Source organism: Marivivens niveibacter, assembly GCF_002150005.2.
In the GTDB taxonomy this organism is placed as follows: Bacteria; Pseudomonadota; Alphaproteobacteria; order Rhodobacterales; family Rhodobacteraceae; genus Marivivens; species Marivivens niveibacter.
On record NZ_MSPP01000005.1, the window covers coordinates 182,624 to 202,429 of the forward strand.

General features: G+C 55.5%; 17 protein-coding genes. 8 read left to right on the forward strand and 9 right to left on the reverse strand.

What is annotated here, in order from left to right; all coding sequences use genetic code 11:
- Positions 1–57: 57 nt before the first annotated feature.
- A complete protein-coding gene (locus BVC71_RS13585; protein ID WP_086452229.1) occupies positions 58–1,311 on the reverse strand; it encodes an ABC transporter substrate-binding protein in 1,254 nt (417 codons plus the stop codon).
- Positions 1,312–1,457: 146 nt separating this feature from the next.
- Here BVC71_RS13585 and BVC71_RS13590 point away from each other — a divergent pair, with 146 nt between their 5' ends.
- Both BVC71_RS13590 and BVC71_RS13595 read left to right on the forward strand, forming a co-directional pair.
- Complete coding sequence (locus BVC71_RS13590) at positions 1,458–2,243, forward strand: IclR family transcriptional regulator (RefSeq protein ID WP_086452230.1); 786 nt, start codon at positions 1,458–1,460, stop codon at positions 2,241–2,243.
- A 13-nt stretch (positions 2,244–2,256) separates the two neighbouring features.
- Positions 2,257–3,318 (forward strand): ABC transporter ATP-binding protein, encoded by a 1,062-nt coding sequence (locus tag BVC71_RS13595; protein WP_086452231.1) that lies wholly within the window; start codon positions 2,257–2,259, stop codon positions 3,316–3,318.
- 193 nt (positions 3,319–3,511) lie between these two features.
- On the opposite strand, the gene BVC71_RS13600 is transcribed toward BVC71_RS13595, so the two are convergent.
- From BVC71_RS13600 to BVC71_RS13625, 6 genes are all read right to left on the reverse strand, one after another.
- Complete coding sequence (locus BVC71_RS13600) at positions 3,512–5,110, reverse strand: FMN-binding glutamate synthase family protein (RefSeq protein WP_086452232.1); 1,599 nt, start codon at positions 5,108–5,110, stop codon at positions 3,512–3,514.
- A 5-nt stretch (positions 5,111–5,115) separates the two neighbouring features.
- Positions 5,116–5,883 carry a beta-keto acid cleavage family enzyme gene (locus tag BVC71_RS13605; RefSeq protein ID WP_086452233.1) on the reverse strand — a complete coding sequence of 256 codons (768 nt, stop codon included), beginning with the start codon at positions 5,881–5,883 and terminating at the stop codon, positions 5,116–5,118.
- On the reverse strand, positions 5,880–7,205 hold the full coding sequence (locus BVC71_RS13610) for an aspartate aminotransferase family protein (protein ID WP_086452234.1): 1,326 nt from the start codon (positions 7,203–7,205) through the stop codon (positions 5,880–5,882). Before BVC71_RS13610 ends, BVC71_RS13605 begins: the two co-directional genes overlap by 4 nt.
- Before the next feature lie 3 nt (positions 7,206–7,208).
- Positions 7,209–7,634, reverse strand: a complete 426-nt coding sequence (locus BVC71_RS13615; protein ID WP_086452235.1) for a universal stress protein — start codon at positions 7,632–7,634, stop codon at positions 7,209–7,211.
- 10 nt (positions 7,635–7,644) lie between these two features.
- The gene (locus BVC71_RS13620; protein ID WP_086452236.1) at positions 7,645–10,278 is read right to left on the reverse strand and encodes a TRAP transporter permease; all 2,634 of its coding nucleotides are present in this window, start codon (positions 10,276–10,278) and stop codon (positions 7,645–7,647) included.
- 73 nt (positions 10,279–10,351) lie between these two features.
- Positions 10,352–11,311 carry a TAXI family TRAP transporter solute-binding subunit gene (locus tag BVC71_RS13625; protein ID WP_086452237.1) on the reverse strand — a complete coding sequence of 320 codons (960 nt, stop codon included), beginning with the start codon at positions 11,309–11,311 and terminating at the stop codon, positions 10,352–10,354.
- A 139-nt stretch (positions 11,312–11,450) separates the two neighbouring features.
- On the opposite strand from BVC71_RS13625, the gene BVC71_RS13630 reads away from it, so the two are divergent.
- From BVC71_RS13630 to BVC71_RS13655, 6 genes are all read left to right on the forward strand, one after another.
- Positions 11,451–12,305: a MurR/RpiR family transcriptional regulator gene (locus tag BVC71_RS13630; protein ID WP_086452238.1), complete on the forward strand. Its 855-nt coding sequence runs from the start codon at positions 11,451–11,453 to the stop codon at positions 12,303–12,305.
- Between the two features lie 39 nt (positions 12,306–12,344).
- Complete coding sequence (locus BVC71_RS13635; protein WP_086452239.1) at positions 12,345–14,060, forward strand: sensor histidine kinase; 1,716 nt, start codon at positions 12,345–12,347, stop codon at positions 14,058–14,060.
- Positions 14,061–14,069: 9 nt separating this feature from the next.
- Positions 14,070–15,398: a sigma-54-dependent transcriptional regulator gene (locus BVC71_RS13640; RefSeq protein WP_086452240.1), complete on the forward strand. Its 1,329-nt coding sequence runs from the start codon at positions 14,070–14,072 to the stop codon at positions 15,396–15,398.
- A 122-nt stretch (positions 15,399–15,520) separates the two neighbouring features.
- A complete protein-coding gene (locus BVC71_RS13645; protein ID WP_086452241.1) occupies positions 15,521–16,534 on the forward strand; it encodes a C4-dicarboxylate TRAP transporter substrate-binding protein in 1,014 nt (337 codons plus the stop codon).
- 56 nt (positions 16,535–16,590) lie between these two features.
- The gene (locus tag BVC71_RS13650; RefSeq protein WP_086452242.1) at positions 16,591–17,223 is read left to right on the forward strand and encodes a TRAP transporter small permease subunit; all 633 of its coding nucleotides are present in this window, start codon (positions 16,591–16,593) and stop codon (positions 17,221–17,223) included.
- A gap of 10 nt (positions 17,224–17,233) precedes the next feature.
- The gene (locus tag BVC71_RS13655; RefSeq protein ID WP_086452243.1) at positions 17,234–18,634 is read left to right on the forward strand and encodes a TRAP transporter large permease; all 1,401 of its coding nucleotides are present in this window, start codon (positions 17,234–17,236) and stop codon (positions 18,632–18,634) included.
- Positions 18,635–18,685: 51 nt separating this feature from the next.
- On the opposite strand, the gene BVC71_RS13660 is transcribed toward BVC71_RS13655, so the two are convergent.
- Both BVC71_RS13660 and grxB read right to left on the reverse strand, forming a co-directional pair.
- Entirely contained in the window at positions 18,686–19,009 is a 324-nt protein-coding gene (locus BVC71_RS13660) for a DUF2322 family protein (protein ID WP_086452244.1), read from the reverse strand.
- A 55-nt stretch (positions 19,010–19,064) separates the two neighbouring features.
- Complete coding sequence (grxB, locus tag BVC71_RS13665; RefSeq protein WP_086452245.1) at positions 19,065–19,700, reverse strand: glutaredoxin 2; 636 nt, start codon at positions 19,698–19,700, stop codon at positions 19,065–19,067.
- Positions 19,701–19,806: the final 106 nt, after the last annotated feature.

Below are 19,806 nucleotides of genomic sequence, written 5' to 3' on the forward strand. Positions count from 1 at the left end.
GCGAAAGCCAGGCAAGGATCCCCCCGCCTGGCCAGCGTTTCAAAAACAGTTGATGGGTTACTGTTCGTTGATACGCTTGCGCGTGGATTCCATGCGGTTCAGGATGTCATCCAGATTGTCTGGGAACACCATGAACTCCTGGAAACCTTCCATAGCGACGGATGCCATTTCCGCAGGTGCATCACGGTCAAAGAACTGCGCGATACCGCCCGGCGCGTTCGACGACAGCATTGCGAAACCTTGGTTCAGCATTTCGTCATCATCCACTGACGAATTCGAGTTTACAGGCAACTGACCCAGCGCATCACCTGCGTTGATTTTGGTCTGGTTGTCTGCCGACACAACAAAGCGCAGGAATTCACGTGCGGCTTCTTTGTTTTGTGCGCCCGAAGGGATGTGGAAGGTATCGGTTGGGGCATCTTCAGCCAGCGCGATACCATCGGTGATGGTTGGGAACTGGTAGAAATCCAACTGATCGGTGTTTAGACCTGCTTCGCGTAGTGGTGCGACAGCAAAGTTGCCCATCAGGTATGCGGCTGCTTCGCCGTTGACCATGAATGGCAGGGCTTCTTGCCAGCTGTAGGACTGGTGGTTGTCCACAAACGCGCCCATGTCGATCAGCTCGCGCCAGTTTGCGAATGTTTGACGCACGCGTTCGTCGGTCCATTCGATTTCGCCCGAAGTCAGCTGCATGTGGAAATCATAGCCGTTGGTGCGCATGTTCAGGTAGTCAAACCAGCCGCCAGCGGTCCACAGGTATTTGGTGCCGATGGTGAAACATTTCACGCCGTTGTCCAGCAGGGTCTGGCAGTTCGATTTGAATGTTTCCCAATCGGTTGGCTCTTCCAAACCATACTGGTTGTAGATGTCTTCGCGGTAGTAAACGCCCCACTGGTAGTAGGTGTAAGGCACGCCCCACTGCGCACCGTCCAGCGTCATCGCGCCTTTGGTCGATGCCAGCGCGTCCGCGATTTCAGGTTCGGCCCACAGATCGCTGATGTCTTCGAACAGACCTGCGTCCACATAGGGGCGCATACGGTTCGCTGCGTACCAGTTCGCAACGTCTGGCGCGTCTGCCGTCAGGAAATTGCGGATCTGCGTTTTATAGGCTTCGCGGTCGATGATGGTCAGTTCGATGTCCAGATCAGGGTGCATCGCGCCGAAATCAGCAACCATGCCCTCCATCACTGCGCGCGGAGCAGGGTTCGACATGTCCGAAAAAATACGCAGTTCGCCAGACAGCTCTGCCTGAGCCGCCGACGCACCAAGTGTCAGCGCAAGCACCGCTGCGGTGCTTTTCCATAGTTTCATTTTTTTCCTCCCATTGACGGTCCCGTTTAAGTTTCACATAGTGGAACCGTTTTCCAACTATTGAAATCATGAACGATTCGCGCTAACCCTGTCAACATCTTCGTGACGGCAAGGAGGACGCCGATACGAAAGATCAGGAGGAGCAGATGGCGACATCACCAAACAAAAACAGCGATGGAACTGTGGGTAAGGCATTGGAAGTGCTGGACCAAATCGCCAATTTTGGGCGGCCTGTTCGTTTCACTGAAATTCTGGAACAGTCCGACCATCCAAAGGCAACTTTGTATCGATTGATCCAAACGCTGACGAATTTAGGGATGCTTTCCTATGACCAAGCAGCTCAGACTTATTCGTTGGGCCTTCGACTGGTGCGCCTTGCTCATTCCGCATGGAGACAAAGTTCAATCGCCCCCATCGCCCGCCCCTATCTAGATGCACTGTCGGAAAAGGTAGGCGAAACCATCCACCTTGCACAGCTTGATCGCGGTCAGGTTCTATATGTCGACAAACGCAATGCGGCGCGTCCGATTGAAATGTTTTCGCAGGCAGGCAAAATCGGCCCCGGCTATTGCACAGGCGTGGGCAAGGCGATCATGGCCTACCTGCCGCCAATAGAACAGGACGACGCCCTACAGCGTCAGGCCTATTTCAAACATACCGAACATACGCTGATCACGCCGGACGCGCTGCGCGCAGATTTCGATACGATCCGCGCCCAAGGCGTCGCCTTTGACCGCGAAGAACACGAAGAAGGCATCGTTTGCATCGCCGCTCCGATCATCCTGTCTACGGGCAAAGTGATCGGTGCCATTTCGATCACGACGTCGACCCAACGTAACACTTTAGACGGATTGGGGGCGTTTCAGAACGACCTCATCCACACAGCAACCCAAATCGCATCTGCCGCTGAATCGTGGCAGTTCCCCAGCTAAAAGGAGCGCACCCATGTCAGGGGTCACTCTAACCAAAGCCGTTAAAAAATACGGTGATGTACAGGTCATCCACGATATCGATCTACAGATCGATGATGGCGAATTTTGCGTATTCGTTGGCCCATCGGGCTGCGGAAAATCGACCCTGTTGCGCATGATCGCAGGGCTAGAGGACACAACGGACGGCCAAATCAACATCGGTGCGCGCAATGTCACCAAACTGGATGCCGCCGAACGCGGCGTTGCAATGGTGTTTCAGACCTATGCGCTGTACCCGCATATGACGGTCGCGGAAAACATGGGGTTCGGCCTGAAAATGACTGGCCACCCAAAGGCCGAGATCAAAGAAAAAGTCGCCGAAGCCAGCCGTATCCTAAAGCTGGATCAATACCTGTCGCGCAAACCCAAGGCGCTATCGGGGGGCCAACGCCAGCGTGTCGCCATCGGCCGCGCCATCGTTCGCGGACCCGAAGTGTTTCTATTCGACGAACCGCTGTCGAATCTAGACGCAGAACTGCGTGTGGATATGCGCGTTGAAATCGCCCGCCTGCACAAAGAAATCGGCGCTACCATGATCTATGTGACCCACGATCAGGTCGAAGCGATGACCTTGGCCGACAAAATCGTCGTCTTACGTGCGGGCCGCGTTGAACAGGTTGGCAGCCCGATGGAGCTTTACAAAGACCCCGACAACAAATTTGTAGCGGGCTTTATCGGATCTCCGTCTATGAATTTCTTGGACGGCGTCGTGCAGAATGGTCAGATTGTCCTGCCCGCGCTGAATAACCGCGCGGTCACCCCTAATGTGTCCAATTTGATTGATGGCGCAAAAGTAATCGTTGGCATTCGTCCGCAAAACATCACAGTGACGTCAGGTGGCAACGACGCAAAACTGGACCTGCGCGAACGTCTGGGCGGCGTGTCCTATGATTACCTGATCGCCGCAGACGGATCCAAGATCGTGGTAGAAAGCCGCGATGATAACGAAATCAAATCTGACAGTACCGTGGGTGTTACATTTGACGACAGCACGCTGTTTTATTTTGATGCCAAAACGGAAATGCGGCTTCGTTGAGCAGAAATTGAACCAAACGCCGAACCTGTACGTACATCAATGGCAATCACAAACCAAAGGTGTAACATGTTCAAAGGACTAGGTATTTCAATCGCAATCGTCACGTTCCTAATGGTCGGCGTGCCCGCGATCTTGATGCAGTTGGTTTGACCCAATTAAAAACCCCGCGGTTCGAAAACCGCGGGGTTTGTTTTTAGATACCGCCGTCAAATGGACGGAAACTAGCTGCCGATGCGCGGCGCCATCGTTCCAGATACCCGTATCTATCGTCATCTTCGCGCAACAGAAATCCTTCGGGCATGTATGGATAGACGTCATCGCCTGTCATCATGTCACGGTCGCTTTCGCGTAGCATCAAGTGGCGTGGCAGAAACTCACCCGGATGGTTTAGCCCCGCAGCGCCCGTGATATCCGCCAACGCCTTGAGCGTGTTTTTGTGAAAATTGGCGACCCGTTGGGATTTATCGGTAACGTTTAGCGCGCGTTGCCGTGCCGGATCTTGGGTCGCAACGCCCGTGGGGCAGTGGTTTGTGTGGCAGGCTTGCGCCTGAATGCAGCCGACCGCAAACATAAATCCGCGCGCCGAATTGACCCAATCCGCGCCCAAGGCAAGCGTCCGCGCGATGTCAAACGACTGCACCAATTTACCGCTGGCGCCCAACCTGATGCGATCGCGCAGCCCAACGCCGCGCAGGGTGTTGTGGGCAAAGGTCAGACCTTCGACCAGTGGCATCCCCATGTGGTTCGCGAATTCCAACGGGGCTGCGCCCGTACCGCCCTCTTTCCCGTCGATGACGATGAAATCAGGCGTAATGTCCGTTTCCAGCATGGCCCGCACGATGCACATGAATTCGCGCCGGTGACCAATGCACAGTTTGAACCCAACAGGTTTGCCGCCCGACAGATCGCGTAGCTTTTGAATAAACTGCATCATTTCAATCGGCGTGGAAAAGGCCGAATGGCTGGCCGGCGATACGCAATCTTTGTCCATCGGAACGTCTCGCGCCGCTGCGATTTCAGGCGTGATTTTTGCCGCTGGCAAAACGCCGCCCTGCCCTGGTTTTGCGCCTTGGCTCAGCTTTATTTCGATCATCTTAACTTGATCAGACGATACGGTTTTCGCGAATTTGTCAGGGTCGAATTGCCCACCATGGGTGCGGCATCCGAAATAGCCTGTGCCGACTTCAAAAATCAGGTCTCCGCCGCCTTGGATATGGTATTTGGAAATCCCGCCTTCGCCCGTATCATGGGCAAATCCACCCATCCTTGCGCCGTTGTTCAACGCAGAAATAGCATTCGCGGACAACGCGCCAAAGCTCATCGCGGAAATATTATAAATCGAGGCGTTATAGGGTTTGGCACAATCAGGGCCACCGATCAAGACGCGAAAATCGGGGTTTTCAATTTTCTTTGGCTGGATCGAATGGGTCATCCATTGATAGCCACTGTCGTAGACACGCATTTTTGTGCCAAACGGGCGCTTGTCTTCGACGTTTTTGGCGCGTTGATAAACTATGGCGCGGGTGTCGCGGGAAAACGGCACCTCTTCGTCGTCTCCCTCTATCAAATATTGCCGAATTTCGGGGCGGATCAATTCAAAGAAATACCGCAGATGCCCGATGACCGGATAGTTGCGCAGAACAGCATGGCGGGTTTGGACCATGTCGTAAATGCCCAGCCCGAACAGACCGACACAAACCAGTGAAACAAAAGCAGAGGCCGCGCCGAATATCGGCCAAATGGTGCAGATAACAGCGATCAATCCGATTGCGGCGATTGGTATAAATCTCATGTCTACTAGGCCTTAAGTTTGCCGACCAATTCGGCCACACGTTCCGCATTGTCAGCAGCGCAGGTTAAATCGGAATTGATGCGGTTGTTTTCGAACCCAATCCTCATTTTACCGCCCATCTTTTGCGCCGCGATCAAGCATTCGGTTTCTTTGGGACCAAACGCACAGACGGCCCAATCGACGCCCGGCAACAAAGACAATAGCTGCTGCGCCGGTTTACCCAATTCATCGGGCGACGATTTTTGCCCCGCGTTATAGCGACCCAAGACAATCAACGCCTGTAGATCTGTCACGGGGATCACTCCGCGCTCTACCGCCAGCGCCAGATTTTGCACATCTGGTTCGTCGTATAAAATGTGTTGCACGGCAATATTTGCCGATGCGCAGTCGTGGTAGAACGTGCGCAAATCTGCATCCATTTCGCCCGCAAACATTTCACGAGGCGCGATCGACACAGCAGCGGGCCGCACGTCATAAACCAATTTGCGCTGTTCAGCGGGGGAGTATCTGCCGACGGCTTCGGTCGTGATTTGCACGTAGAAATCGGGCAAAACGCGCGAAATTTCGGAAAGCAATTCGCGATACAGCCCTGCGTCCAGAACGTGCTGCTGGCCTTCGTCGCGGACGTGGGCGTGAATACCATCCGCGCCAGCCGCCGCGCATTTCACCGCGCAATCTACGATCTGAGGGATCGTGACAGGCACCGCTGCGTGATCTTTGGTCGTCAGGCGCGCGCCGTTGGGCGCAACCATAATTTTAGGTAGTTTGGTCATTGTTTCAGTGCAGTTTTCACAGCCAAAGATAGTTTCGAAACCAGTTCATCAATTTGTTCGTCCGTGATGATGAACGGCGGCGCCAGCAGCACATGATCGCCCCGCTGCCCGTTGATCGTGCCGCCCATCGGATAGCAAATCAGCCCAGCATCAAAGGCCGCTGATTTGATTTTTGCGTGGATTTTGGTACCTGTTTCAAATGGCGTTTTGCTATCGCGATCAGCGACCAGTTCGACACCGCGGAACAAACCGCGCCCGCGAATGTCGCCTACATTCGGGTGCTGACCGAATTCGGAAACCAATGCCGATTGCAGCTTTTCGCCCTGAGCGCGAACGCGCGTCAGTAGGTCATTTTCTTCGATCTCGGACAAAACGGCATTTGCTGCGGTCGCGGCCATAGCGTGGCCCAGATAAGTGTGACCGTGCTGGAAAAATCCCGTACCTGCGGCGATGGCGTCGTATATTTTTCCCTGCACCATCAACGCGCCAATCGGCTGATAACCTGCGCCTAAACCTTTGGCGATTGTGACCATATCGGGGGAAATTCCGTCCTCTTCGCAGGCGAACAGATAACCGGTGCGCCCCATGCCGCACATGACTTCGTCCAGGATTAATAGGATCCCATATTGATCGCAGATTTCGCGGATGCGTTTTAGGTAACCGGTCACTGCAGGCACTGCGCCTGCGGTCGCGCCCACAACGGGTTCAGCGATGAACGCCATCACGCTGTCAGGGCCCAGTCTTTCGATTTCAGCCTGCAATTCATTGGCCGCGCGTAGGCCGTATTGTTCGGCCGTTTCGTCATCGCGGCGATCACGATATTCATAGCATGGCGCGATGTGGGACGTTTCAACCAACATCGGTGCAAACTGCGCACGCCGCCATTCGTTACCACCCGCTGCCAGTGCGCCCAGAGTATTCCCGTGATAGCTCTGCCGGCGGGCAATCACGCGGTGCCGCTGAGGCTGGCCGACTTCCATGAAATACTGACGGGCGAGTTTGAGCGCGGATTCAACGGCCTCTGACCCGCCAGAAACCAGATAGACGCGATCGATACCTTCGGGCGCATAGTACACCAGCCGATCTGCCAGTTGTTCCGCAGGATCAGAGGTAAAGAACCCCGTATGCGCAAAGGCCAGTTTGTCCATTTGTTCATGCAGCGCCGCCCGCACCCGCGCGTTCGAATGCCCAAGACAGGACACCGCCGCGCCGCCAGATCCATCCAGATACCGTTTGCCATTGGCATCAATTAGATAACAGCCATCTCCCGCGACCGCTGTAGGCAGCTGGCCGCGTGTGGAGCGCCCGAAAATGTGGCTCATGTGTTAGTTCCTTACGACATAGACCGATTGTTTGGCATGACGAACGACCCGCGCGGCATTCGGGCCCAGCAGGTAGTCGGATAAATCAGGGCGGTGGGCCGACATGACGATTAGATCAACGTTCAGTTTCTCGGCGGCCCGCAGGATTTCATCGTAAACGGTGCCGTGAACAACATGCGGGCGGACCTCGACGTTATCAGGGACGTGGGTGTTGACCCATTCGGTCAGTTTGTCACCGAACGCCTTTAGCATGTCCTTTTCATAGCCCGCGCGGAAAAAGCCCGACACCTGCGCCATCCCGAATTCGGGAATGACGGTGATCATGTGCAATACGCCTCCGTCCAGCATGTTGATAGCTTCGCCCAGCGGTTTGATCGCCGTGGTGTCAGCGGTGTTCAGATCAATGGGGATCAGAATATTCTTTGACATTTGCGGCTCCTTAGAACGCGGGTTTGGTTTGACGGCGACGTTGCAGCACGATGACCAGAACCAGCAGCAACAGGGCAGGGATCCAGAACACCTGTTTTGGCATACGGTCGGCGGGGTGCAGCAGGCTGATCACTTCGACCCGAGGATCGGTGTAAAAATCGAAATCTTGCAATTTCTGCTGATAGTCGGTGCCGAACATGGGTTCGTCCATGAACAGGCGGTCGTCTTCGGGCAGTAGGAACAGCCCCGCAGCATCGGCGCGGCCCGTTTCGGGATCGCCGTCCTGAACCGTGTGAACGATGGTTAGCTGTGATGGGCTACCGTCGATAAACGCGGGGCCAGCCACGACGAACCGAATGTTGTCGCCCACTGCCGCATCATCAAAGGCCTGCGCCAATTGGGTTGGGGGCAGCTCTTCGAAACGGGGTTGGATGCGGTCCAGCCAGAAACCTGGCACAAACAGGGTAAAGGCCACCAGCAACAACGCTGCGCTTTCCCATTTTTGGGAGGGAGCCAGGAAATACCCCTGCGTTGCCGCCGCGAACAACAGCATCGCGATGGTCGCAATGACAAAGATCATCAGCGCCTGCAGGATGCCCGCCGTCGTTCCCAAATCCACGCCATATAGGATCAGCGCGGGGTTATAGATGAACAGGAACGGCAGTGCGACGGTCCGCATCGAATAGAAAAACGCGGTAAAGCCCGATTTGATCGGATCGCCGCCCGACACCGCCGCCGCGGCAAAACTGGCAAGCCCAACAGGCGGCGTTACGTCTGCCATGATCCCGAAATAGAACACGAACAGGTGCGCCGCGATCAGAGGAACGATCAATCCTTCTTGGGCGCCCAGTTGAACTACAACGCCAGCCATCAGCGACGACACAACGATATAGTTCGCTGTGGTCGGCAGGCCCATGCCCAAGATCAGCGAAAACAGACCAACCAGCAGCAGCATGATCATCAGGTGACCGCCCGATAGCAGTTCAACCAATCCGGCCAATTCAGTGCCGATAGGTGTTTTGGTCACGGTCGCCACAATGATACCCGCCGCTGCAGTTGCAACGCCGATACCGATCATGTTGCGCGCGCCTGTGATCATGCCTTCGACCATGTCGTTCAGGCCTTCGCGCGATGCGGCGGCGATGCTTTCGCCGCGGAACATTGCCTTTAGCGGGCGCTGAGTCAGGATGATGCCCAACATGACCGCCACAGCCCAGAACGCCGATTTGGCAGGCGACTGCATTTCGACCATCAGGAACCAGATCAGCACCAAAATTGGCAGCAGGTAATGCAAGCCTGTCGGGAACACCTCTTTGACGGTTGGCAGGCTGAATTTGCCAGAGTTTGGATCATCCAGCGTCAGGTCAGGATTGTTCGCCGCCGTGCGGACCATCAGGACATAGGCCGCGATGATACCCGCCATAATGACCCAGCCCGACAGCGAAGGCGCAACAGCGCGCAGACCGTTGATGCCATAGACCAAAGCGGTAAATCCGATGCCCGTGACAACAAACCCAACCGCGATTTTCAGGAACATTTTGCCCAAATTCGCCGCTGGACCCAGCGCTGGCATGTCTTTCTTTAGTGCCTCTAGGTGCACGATGTAAACCAGCGCGATGTAGGAAATCACGGCTGGGATAAAGGCGTGTTTGATCACCTCGACATAGGAAATGCCGACAAATTCAACCATCAGGAACGCGGCCGCGCCCATAACGGGTGGCATGATCTGACCGTTGACCGAAGACGCAACCTCGACCGCGCCCGATTTTTCGGAACTAAAGCCGACCTTTTTCATCAGCGGAATGGTGAACGTGCCCGTCGTCACAACGTTTGCAATGGACGAACCCGAGATCAGACCAGTCATCGCCGATCCAACGACAGCGGCCTTTGCCGGACCGCCTCGTAGCGCGCCGAGACCCGCAAAAGCAAGCTGGATGAAATAGTTGCCCGCGCCGGCCTTGTCCAACATCGCGCCGAACAGAACGAACAGGAAAACAAAGGCAGTCGAAACGCCCAGCGGAATGCCGAACACGCCCGTCGTGTCCAACCATTGCGCGTTTACAATCGCGCGGAAACTCAGGCCGGAATGTTCAATAATATCAGGGATCAACCAGCCCTGCCCCATATAGGCGTACAGCAGGAAAATCGACCCGACGATCGTCAGCGCAGGCCCCAATGCGCGGCGCGATGCCTCTAGCAACAACAGGATGCCGACCGAACCGACGATGATCTGCGTATCTGTTGGCAGCCCCGAACGGGCCGTCATCGACAGGTCACGCGAAAACAGGAAAACGTAAAACGCACAGCCCGCCCCGACGATGGCCAAAATCCAGTCGGTTATCGGAATGCGGTTACGCGGCGACGATTTCAGCGCAGGATAAGCCAAAAATGCCAGCAAAATAGCAAAGCCCAAATGAACGGGGCGCGTTTGCGATGAATTTAAAACAGGAACCCACGCGCCGAACCACAATTGCGGCTGCGCGATCCACAACTGAAACAGCGACCACGCGAATGCAGCGCCAGAGATGAAAAACGCGACCGCCCGATTGGTTGGATTACGTCCGCCCGTATCCGTGCTGGCCACCAGATCCTGAAGCTCGTCTTCGGTGAAACTTCGGTCTGTTTTCTGTGTCGTTTCGGTCATGGTGCCCCCGTTTGGCAAATAAAATGGGCCGCCGCGGAAACGGCGGCCCGTGTTTCAGGCGATCAGCGTGATCTTATTCGATCAGGCCTGCTTCGCGGTAGTAACGCTCTGCGCCTGGGTGCAGCGGAGCGGACAGACCGTCGTTTGCCATTTCAGCTGGGTCCAGATTTGCGAACGCTGGGTGCAGCGAACGGAAACCGTCGATGTCTTCGAACACAGCTTTGACCAGTTGATACACGGTTTCGTCCGATACCGAAGCCGAGGTGACCAGCGTTGCGCCAACACCGAAAGTTGCGGTGTCTGCGTCGTTGCCGCGGTACATGCCGCCCGGAATGGTCGCGGTGCGGTAGTATGGGTTTGCTTCGACCAGAGCGTCGATCGCGTCGCCCGATACGTTCACCAGAACGGCGTCACATGCGGTGGTTGCTTCTTGGATCGAACCCGATGGGTGGCCAACAGTGTAAACCATTGCATCGATGTTGTTGTCACACAGCGCCTGCGACTGTTCTGCCGCTTGCAATTCGGACGCTAGCGCAAAGGTGCTCATGTCCCAACCCAGTTCTGCCATCACGACTTCCATCGTGTCGCGTTGACCAGAGCCAGGGTTGCCGACGTTTACGCGTTTTCCTGCCAGATCTTCAAAGTTGACGATGCCCGCATCAGCTCGTGCAACAACGGTGAATGGCTCTGGGTGGATCGAAAATACCGAACGCAGATCAGGGTTTGGACCCGCATCTGCCAACGAACCTTCGCCGTGAACAGCTTTGTACTGAACGTCGGACTGTGCAACGCCAAATTCCAGTTCGCCCGAACGCACTGCGTTTACGTTGTAAACCGAACCACCAGTGGATTCGACTGCGCAGCGGATGCCGTGTTCCGAACGGGTTTTCGCCATCATACGGCAGATTGCGCCGCCAGTTGGGTAATACACGCCGGTCACGCCGCCGGTACCGATCGAAATGAATTCTTGCGCCATTGCCGGAGCGCCTGCGACAGCCAAAGCGGCCGCTGCTGCAAAGTTAGCGAATTTCATGGATTTTCCTCTCTGTTTCACCCAATGGGCGATAATGCGATTGTGATATTCCTATTCCAAAAATAATGCAAATGTATTATTTGAATTTTTGGTAAAGCTCACTTAGACCCCAATAACACGCTGTCAATCGAGGTAAAGGATGGAAAATTCAAAACTAATTCGGTCCGCCTTGATCCGTGTTGTACAAACGGGAACGCCTGCTTTGTCCAACTTTGCGGCGTGGATGCTGGATCACCTACCCGAGGTCGCGTTTTCGTCGATTCGTGGGTTGGCAACCTCTGCGGGTGTAAATGCGAACACCGTCACACGACTGGCGTCTGAGCTGGGCTATGACGGCTATGACGCGTTTCGGCAGGACGTGCAGGCCCTGATGAAATCGCCCCAAAACTATGGCGACCGCGCCCGCGCCCTGCACAACAAATCTGGCGACGATATCTGGAGCGAAACCCTGCAAGCGAACTGGATGAACATGCAAACGCTGTTCAGCCCAGAGGCGCAGGCGACGCTGGAATCTTGCATCGATCCGCTGCTGTCCGCGCGTCGCGTATATACTCTGGGCGTGCGCAGTTGTTTCAGTGTCGCGCATTATTTCAGTTATGCGGGGTCTATGGCGTTCGATAATTTCGAACAGGTCCCCAGCATGCCGGGGGCAATTCTGGACCAGATGGCGACTTGTAATGCCAACGATATTGTCGTCGCCGTGTCCTATGAACATTATTCATCCGAGGTCGTCCGCGCCGTCCAAATCGCCCGCGAAAACGGCGCGCGCATTTTGGCGCTGACTGACAGCTATCAGTCGCCCATTTCCAAAGACGCGTGGAAAACCATTCGGTTGCCGATGATCGGGCCGCAGTTGATGCCGTCACTCACCACCGCCTTTATCACGGCTGAACTGTTGTTGACCGTCATGATCGCGCGTTCGCCTGAGTCGTCGGCCAAGGTCGAAAATTTCGAAAACATGATCACCAGCCACGGCGGCTACGTTCAAATATAACGGCTTGCGCCTGCGCTGCGGCTTTGGCCATATTTGCCTATGCGCGCCATTTATATCCTGATCATCGTTCTGACGGCCCCCTTAGCGGGTTGGGCCGTGAACCATTTTTCCTATCGGTATTTCGTCACCGACGAAGTGGCCAAGGCCGACGGCACGCTATCCCTGTACCGCAGCTCGATCACCGCCGAATTGGAACAATACGCCCCGCTGATCTATGTTTTGGCCCGTGATCCTGTGCTGATCGACGGGGCCGCGACGGGTGACATGACCTATGTAAACCCAAGGCTGCGCGATTTTTCGGATCAAGCGGAGCTGGACGCGATCTATTTCATCCGCCCTGACGGCATCACCACCGCCGCGTCAAATTTCGAAAATGACCTAAGCTTTATCGGGCAAGACTATTCGTTCCGCCCCTATTTCCAAATCGCCGCAAACGGCCAGCGCGGTCAGTTCTACGCCATCGGCGCGACCACTGGTTTGCCGGGGTTTTTCCTGTCCGAACCTGTGGTGTCAGACGCGGGTGAAACACTGGGCGTGATCGTTTTGAAAATCAGCTTTGCCACCTTGAAACAAACATGGGTGTCCGCGGGCGAACAGGTATTTTTGGCGAACGAAGACGGCGTGATCATCCTAACATCCACCGCGGAGTGGGCCTATCGTACGCTGGCCCCGTTGTCGGATGAACAACGCAGCAAAATCGCAACCACGCGGCAATTTGCGGATATCGAACTGGCTTCGCTGGATTGGCGCCGCACGGGCCCGCAAACCGCCGAAGTTAACAGCGATCCGCGATTGTACCTGATGTCCAACGCCCTGCCCTATGGCTGGTCGCTGCATTATTTCGTGTCCGACGACCGCGCCGTTGCTCGCAGTTGGCTGGTGACCGCAGGGATCGCGATTTTGGCGGGTTTGGCCGTTTTGGCGGTGCAAATCCAACACGCCCGTCAGGTCGGTCAGGCGCTGAAACGTTCCGAAAAAGAAGAGGCGATTTTGCGCACCGCCAACGACAAACTCGCGCTGGAAATTGCCGAACGCCGTCAGGCGGAATCTGAACTGCGCCGCACTCAGCGCGAATTGCAAAAGGCCAGCCGGCTGGCCGCTTTGGGCGAATTGTCGGCGTCCGTTACGCATGAATTGGGCCAACCCATTTCCGCCATGCGAAACCATCTGGCCGCTGCCGAATACCGCGCCCCCGATGGCAAAGTGCTAGGCAAACTGGGCGGCTTGGTTGACCGGATGGAGGGGATAACTAAGCAACTGAAATTCTTTGCCACGCCCGACCCCGAACCGTTCGAGGTGGTTGATCTGCGCACCTCAATGGCTGCATCGATCGCGCTGCTGCAACATCGGATTGACGCGGCGAAGGTCACCGTTGATCAACGCATCCCCGATGACCCGATGCAAGTCTGGGGCAGCCGATTGCGGATCGAACAGGTGATGACCAACCTGATCCGCAACGCGCTGGACGCGGTCGATGACACCGATGCACCGCAGGTGGAAATCGCAATGGGCCAAGACGATCAGATCGTTTGGTTTTCCGTCGGCGATAACGGTCACGGGCTGGGTCAATCGACGCTAAATGATCTGGCCGAACCATTCGTTACAACGCGGGCCAGCGGCGCGGGGATGGGGCTGGGCCTTGCGATTTCGGCCAATATTATCAAAGATCACGACGGCGAAATGACCGCCCAAAACCGCGAAACCGGTGGCGCGGTGTTTCGGGTGACCTTTCCCGCCGCGCATTTGCCGACCTAAAGGAACCCCATGCGATATTCGATTTTGGTCGTGGATGACGACAAAGAAATGCGTCATTCCCTTACCGATTTACTAGAGGCCGTGGGTTGGCAGGTCGACACCGTTTCCCGCGCCGAAAAGGCTTTGGATCACCTGAAAAGCGCCACGCCTGACGTCATTTTATCCGACGTACGTATGCCTGGCATGTCGGGGCTGGATTTACTGACGAAACTGGATCCTAACTTTGCCCCGCCGTTGATTCTGATCTCAGCGCACGGCGATATTCCCATGGCCGTTCAGGCGATACAGGACGGCGCATATGGGTTTTTGGAAAAACCCTATCACCCCAAACGCCTGTTGACCGTGCTACAACACGCCGCTGAACAAAGCTCGATGAGGTCGCAAAACGCGCGGCTCAAGGCACGGCTGCTGGAATTGTCGGGGCTGGATCGGCTGCTGGTCGGCGGATCGCCAGCAGTGCAGGAACTGCGCGCTGCCATTCTGGACTATGCGGCGGCCGATGCCCCTGTTTTGATCCAAGGCGAAACAGGCACAGGCAAAGATCTGGTTGCCCGCGCGCTACATGATTTGGGGCCAATGGGCGAACGTCCGTTTTTGGCGATAAACTGCGCCACCCTAAACGCAGACACGTTCGAGGCCGACATGTTCGGCACCTTTGGCGCGCAAAAGGGTCGTTTGCAGGCGGCTGATGGCGGAACCTTGTTTCTGGACGAAATTTGCGCCTGTCCAATGGATGTTCAGGCCAAATTGCTGCGCGTGATCGAAGATAAACAGATACTGCCCATCGGGTCCCCTGCCCCCGTCGCAATTAATTTGCGCATCATTTCCGCAACCAATGAAAACATTGAAAACGCGGTGTCTGCGGGCCATTTCCGCCGTGACCTGATGTTCCGCCTGAATACATTCGTGGTGGACCTGCCAAACCTTCGACAACGCCGAGATGACATCACGCTACTGACCGCGCATTTTTTGAACGATTTCGCCCGCATCTACGAATGCGAACCGCCAGAACTCACGCCAGACGATTTTGCCGCGCTATTGGCCCACGATTGGCCCGGCAACATTCGTGAATTGCGCAGCGTCTGCGAAAGGCGTGTTCTATCCGCCCGCCGCGGTGGCGGCACGATGATCAGCGCCTTGCGGTCCGACACACTGATCGAAGACGTCCCCCATACCCTGCGCGCCGCCGTGGCCGCATTTGAACGCGAACTGATTGCCAAAGCGATCAAAGCACATCAAGGCCGCATGGACGCCGCCGCCGAGGCATTGGGCATTGGCCGCCGCACGTTGAACGAAAAGATCGTGAAATTGGGGCTGGATAAGGACGCTTTGCTGTAGCGCAGCATGCCCCTGCGGAAATCCGCAGGGGCATGCGTAATCGCCGCGCGTTTTCCTTCATAGGCGTTTCGCGATGATATGTGCATGATTGGCCCAGAAAATTTGTTTTCTGGGAGGAAATCATGAAAACTCTATGGACAGGCGCAGCCGCCGCTGCGCTGACAATGGCATTTGCAACCGAAACTTTGGCGACCGAATGGAATGTATCGCTGTGGGGCAAACGCCGCGCATTCACCGAACACGTCGAAAAACTGGCCGAGCTGCTGAACGAAAAAACCGGAGGTGAATTCACGCTGAACATTTCCTACGGCGGTCTGTCGAACAACCGCGAAAATCTGGATGGCATTTCCATCGGCGCGTTTGAAATGGCTCAATTCTGCGCTGGCTATCACCCAGACAAAAACCCATCGATCACTGTTTTGGAACTGCCGTTCCTCGGCGTTGATAGCCTAGAGCTAGAGCGCGAAATTTCAATGGCCGTCTACAATCACCCAGCAACACAGGCTGATCTGGAACGTTGGAACGCGCGCCTTTTGATGCCGTCGCCGCTGCCTCAGTATAACGTGGCTGGCGTGGGCGATGCGCCCCGCACGATCGAAGATTTCGCAGGCCTGACCGTTCGCGCAACCGGCGGCATCGGTGCCGCACTAGAGGCTGCAGGCGCAGTGCCAACATCCATGTCCGCGACCGAAGTACGTCAAGCCATGGACAGCGGCGTTATCCGTGCGGCATCGTTCGCACCGCACGCGCACATGTCGTTTGGTACAATCGAAAATGCTGACTGGTGGACAACCAACCTGAACCCAGGCGCGGTAAACTGCCCTGTTGTCGTGAACATCGACGCCTACGATTCCCTGTCAGATGCAGAACGCGAAGCGCTGGATAGTTCCATCGACGAAGCGCTGGATTACTACATCGAATACTACAACGAACAGACCATGGCCGCATGGGGCCCTGCGCTCGACGAACGTGGCATCGAACGTGTTGAACTGGCCGAAGAAGAGCTGACCGCGCTACGCGAATTGGCTGCTGCCCCAGCGGCCCAAGCGTGGATCGAAGAAAACAATGCGCGAGGTTTGCCTGCGCAGGAACTGTACGATCTGGTGATTGATACCGTCGCCGCGTCGAAACAGTAATTCACGAAACGCCCCGCCCAGCATCCGTTGGGCGGGGTTTGATATAGGGGACTGCGATGGCTGGTACCGCGCAAATTCTGACCGACGACAGCACGCTTAGTCGGATTGACCAAAATTTTGTAAAAATTGAACGTGTATTGGCCCTGTTGTCGGGCCTTGCTGTGTTTGGGCTGATGCTTTTGGCCGTGTTTTCGGTTGCTGGCCGTAACTTTTTCGACCGCCCCGTGCCGGGATATGTGGATTGGATCGAACAATTCATGCCCCTGATCGCGTTTATGGGTATTTCCTTCACCCAACGCGAAGGCGGCCATATCCGCATGGACATGCTGGTTGGTCGGCTCAAGGGGCGGGCGCTGTTCACCTTTGAATTCATTACAACATTCGCGATGCTGATCCTGATGGCGCTGCTAATGTGGGGATCGTGGGCGCATTTCCAACGTAGCTTCGATTTCGCCGCCCCCATGTGGAGCCGCGACAGCACGATGGACATCGGCCTGCCGATCTGGCCCGCGAAATTGCTGGCGCCCGTGGCGTTCTCCGTTCTGTGCGCGCGTCTGGTGCTGCAACTGTACGGCTATGCCCGCGCGATTGTTCTGGGCCTTGAAAACCCTGTGGCCGTCCCCCTGCCCATCGATGTCGCAACCCAAGCCGCGCTAGAGGCCAAAACGGTCTCGGGCCACGACGACTAAGGAGAGCGTCATGGAACCTATTGAAATCGGTATTATCGTATCGCTCGGCCTGTTGTTCATGGTCGTTATCGGCATGCGCGTGGCCTTTGCTGCTGGTTTGGCGGGCCTGATTGGCCTGATTGCGATTTTCTGGGCGAAAAAGGATTTCGCAGGCGATCAGTTCATCTGGGCGCTGACCGTTTCGGTCAAAACCGCAGGCCAAGTCCCCCATTCCAAGGTCGCGTCCCAAGCGCTATCGCTGATCCCCACCTTTATCCTGATTGGCTATCTTGCCTACTACGCGGGCCTAACCAAAGCTCTGTTTACCGCCGCCAAACGCTGGATCGCGTGGGTGCCGGGCGGTATGGCCGTGGCGACCGTATTTGCGACCGCTGGCTTTGCGGCCGTATCGGGCGCATCTATCGCGACCTCTGCGGTTTTTGCACGGATTGCGATCCCTGAAATGCTGGCCGTTGGATACGACAAAAAATTCGCGGCTGGCGTTGTGGCTGCGGGTGGTACGCTGGCGTCTTTGATCCCACCATCGGCCATTTTGGTGATCTATGCGATCATCGTGGAACAAGACGTGGGTAAACTGCTGCTGGCGGGTTTCCTGCCCGGTATCTTTTCGGCCATCGTCTATGCCGCGCTGATCATCGGCATGGCGATGACGATCAAAGGGTTCGGCCCAGCCGTTGGTGGGTTTACGTGGAAAGAACGATTTGCGTCGCTGCCCCCTGCTGCGCCCATCCTGATCGTTGTGCTGACCATCGTTTTGTTCGTCTATAATCCGTTTGGTGGCGAAGCATGGGGCACTCCAACCGAAGGCGGCGCAATCGGGGCCTTTGTCGTTTTCCTGATGGCCGCCTATAACGGCATGCGCTGGAAAGAACTGCGTGGTGCATTGCTGGAAACGGCAAAATTGTCCGTAATGATCTTTACGATCATTTGGGGCGTTCTGATTTACGTGCGTTTTCTGGGCTTTGCCGACCTGCCGGGTGCGTTTTCCGATTGGCTGACATCGCTTTCCATGCCTCCCCTGTTGATCTTGGTCTGTATTCTGCTGGCCTATGCAGTGCTGGGTATGTTCATGGATGCCATTGGAATGATGCTGCTAACTTTGCCCGTGGTCTACCCTGCGGTCATGGCGCTGAACGGCGGTGAAATGGTGTCCGCGGCAGACAGCACGTTTGGAATGTCAGGCCCAATGTGTGCGATCTGGTTCGGTATTCTGGTGGTAAAAATGGCCGAATTCTGCCTGATCACACCGCCAATCGGTCTGAACTGTTTTGTCGTCGCCGGCGTCCGCGAAGACCTAAGCGTCCAAGACGTGTTCAAAGGCGTAACGCCGTTCTTTATCGCTGATGCGGTGACAATCGCGCTGCTCGTGGCGTTCCCATCCATCGTGCTCTGGCTGCCCAGCTTGGCCTAACATAGAAACGGTCACGGAAAATCCCGTGACCGTTTTTAAACAATTCGCCGTTTAACGTATCTGAATGGCCAATACGGTGTTTTGGTCGATCACATCAAACAAACGGTCGATATTAGGATGCGCACCGGGGCGGTTTTTTGCGTCTTCGGTGTGCTCTGCGAAAATAGCCAGCCCATGTTCGGCTGCCTTTGCATTCAGCTCACCAAATTCTTTTCTCAGATAATGGTAAACAGCAAGCGACCCCTGTTTGCCAGGTTGGTTTTCAATAGAGGACACAGTCACCTCATCAACGTCCACAAGATCAATTCCCTGAATGCCGTCGATTGAAGGCATCAGTTGAAGGTTTTCTTTGAAAGACGCGGTTGGCTGGATCATTGATTTATCCTCTGAATTGATTTGGCGGCCGTATATCAGGAATGCATACGGACGTTCAAATTACCCGTTGTAGCTGGACCAATGGCGTTTTGCAGCGGTCCGCCATCATGGTCATATATTCCATAACTGGCTGGGGAAATGTCAGGTCGGGCACAATTGTCAGGCCACGTAAGACCGGGAACAGATAAATATCGTCAATGCTGGGCCGTTCTGCGTTTGGCAGCAGGGCAATCAATTCATCTAGCGCAGCTTCCATTTTCGCTCTGGCCACGTCGGTCTGAGCAATCAATTCCGCAAACGGACCAAAGGTCGCTTCTTTTTTCGCAGTAAAATAGGCGATCGCTTCAGGGTCGACAAATTCTGGATAGATTGCATTTGGCGCACGTGGGATCACCAATGTGTTCACTGTTGCATCGTGCGTTTTAAGCCAAGTTAACAAGGCCTCTGTTGGCGAACCATCGAATATCGGTTGGCCGTCGATGACGTCCAATTTATGAACGATATCAAGGCTCTCCCCCATGTGGCCATCGCGATCATTTAGGATCGGCAACATCTTTGCGCCAATCATACCAATAGGCGTTTCTTCGTCATGATTATCTAAATAGACGACTTCAGCATCGATATTTTTCAGTCCCAGAGGCATGCGGGCTCGCACACAAAAGGGGCAATGATCGTAGACGTATAGCTTCATAAAATATCCTTGTTGGTTTGCGATATGTGCGGAAAAAAAGCGGCCATAGGTTAAACCTAGGCCGCCTATCAGGAAATAAACCCCGCCCGCGTGAGGCAGAGTTTGG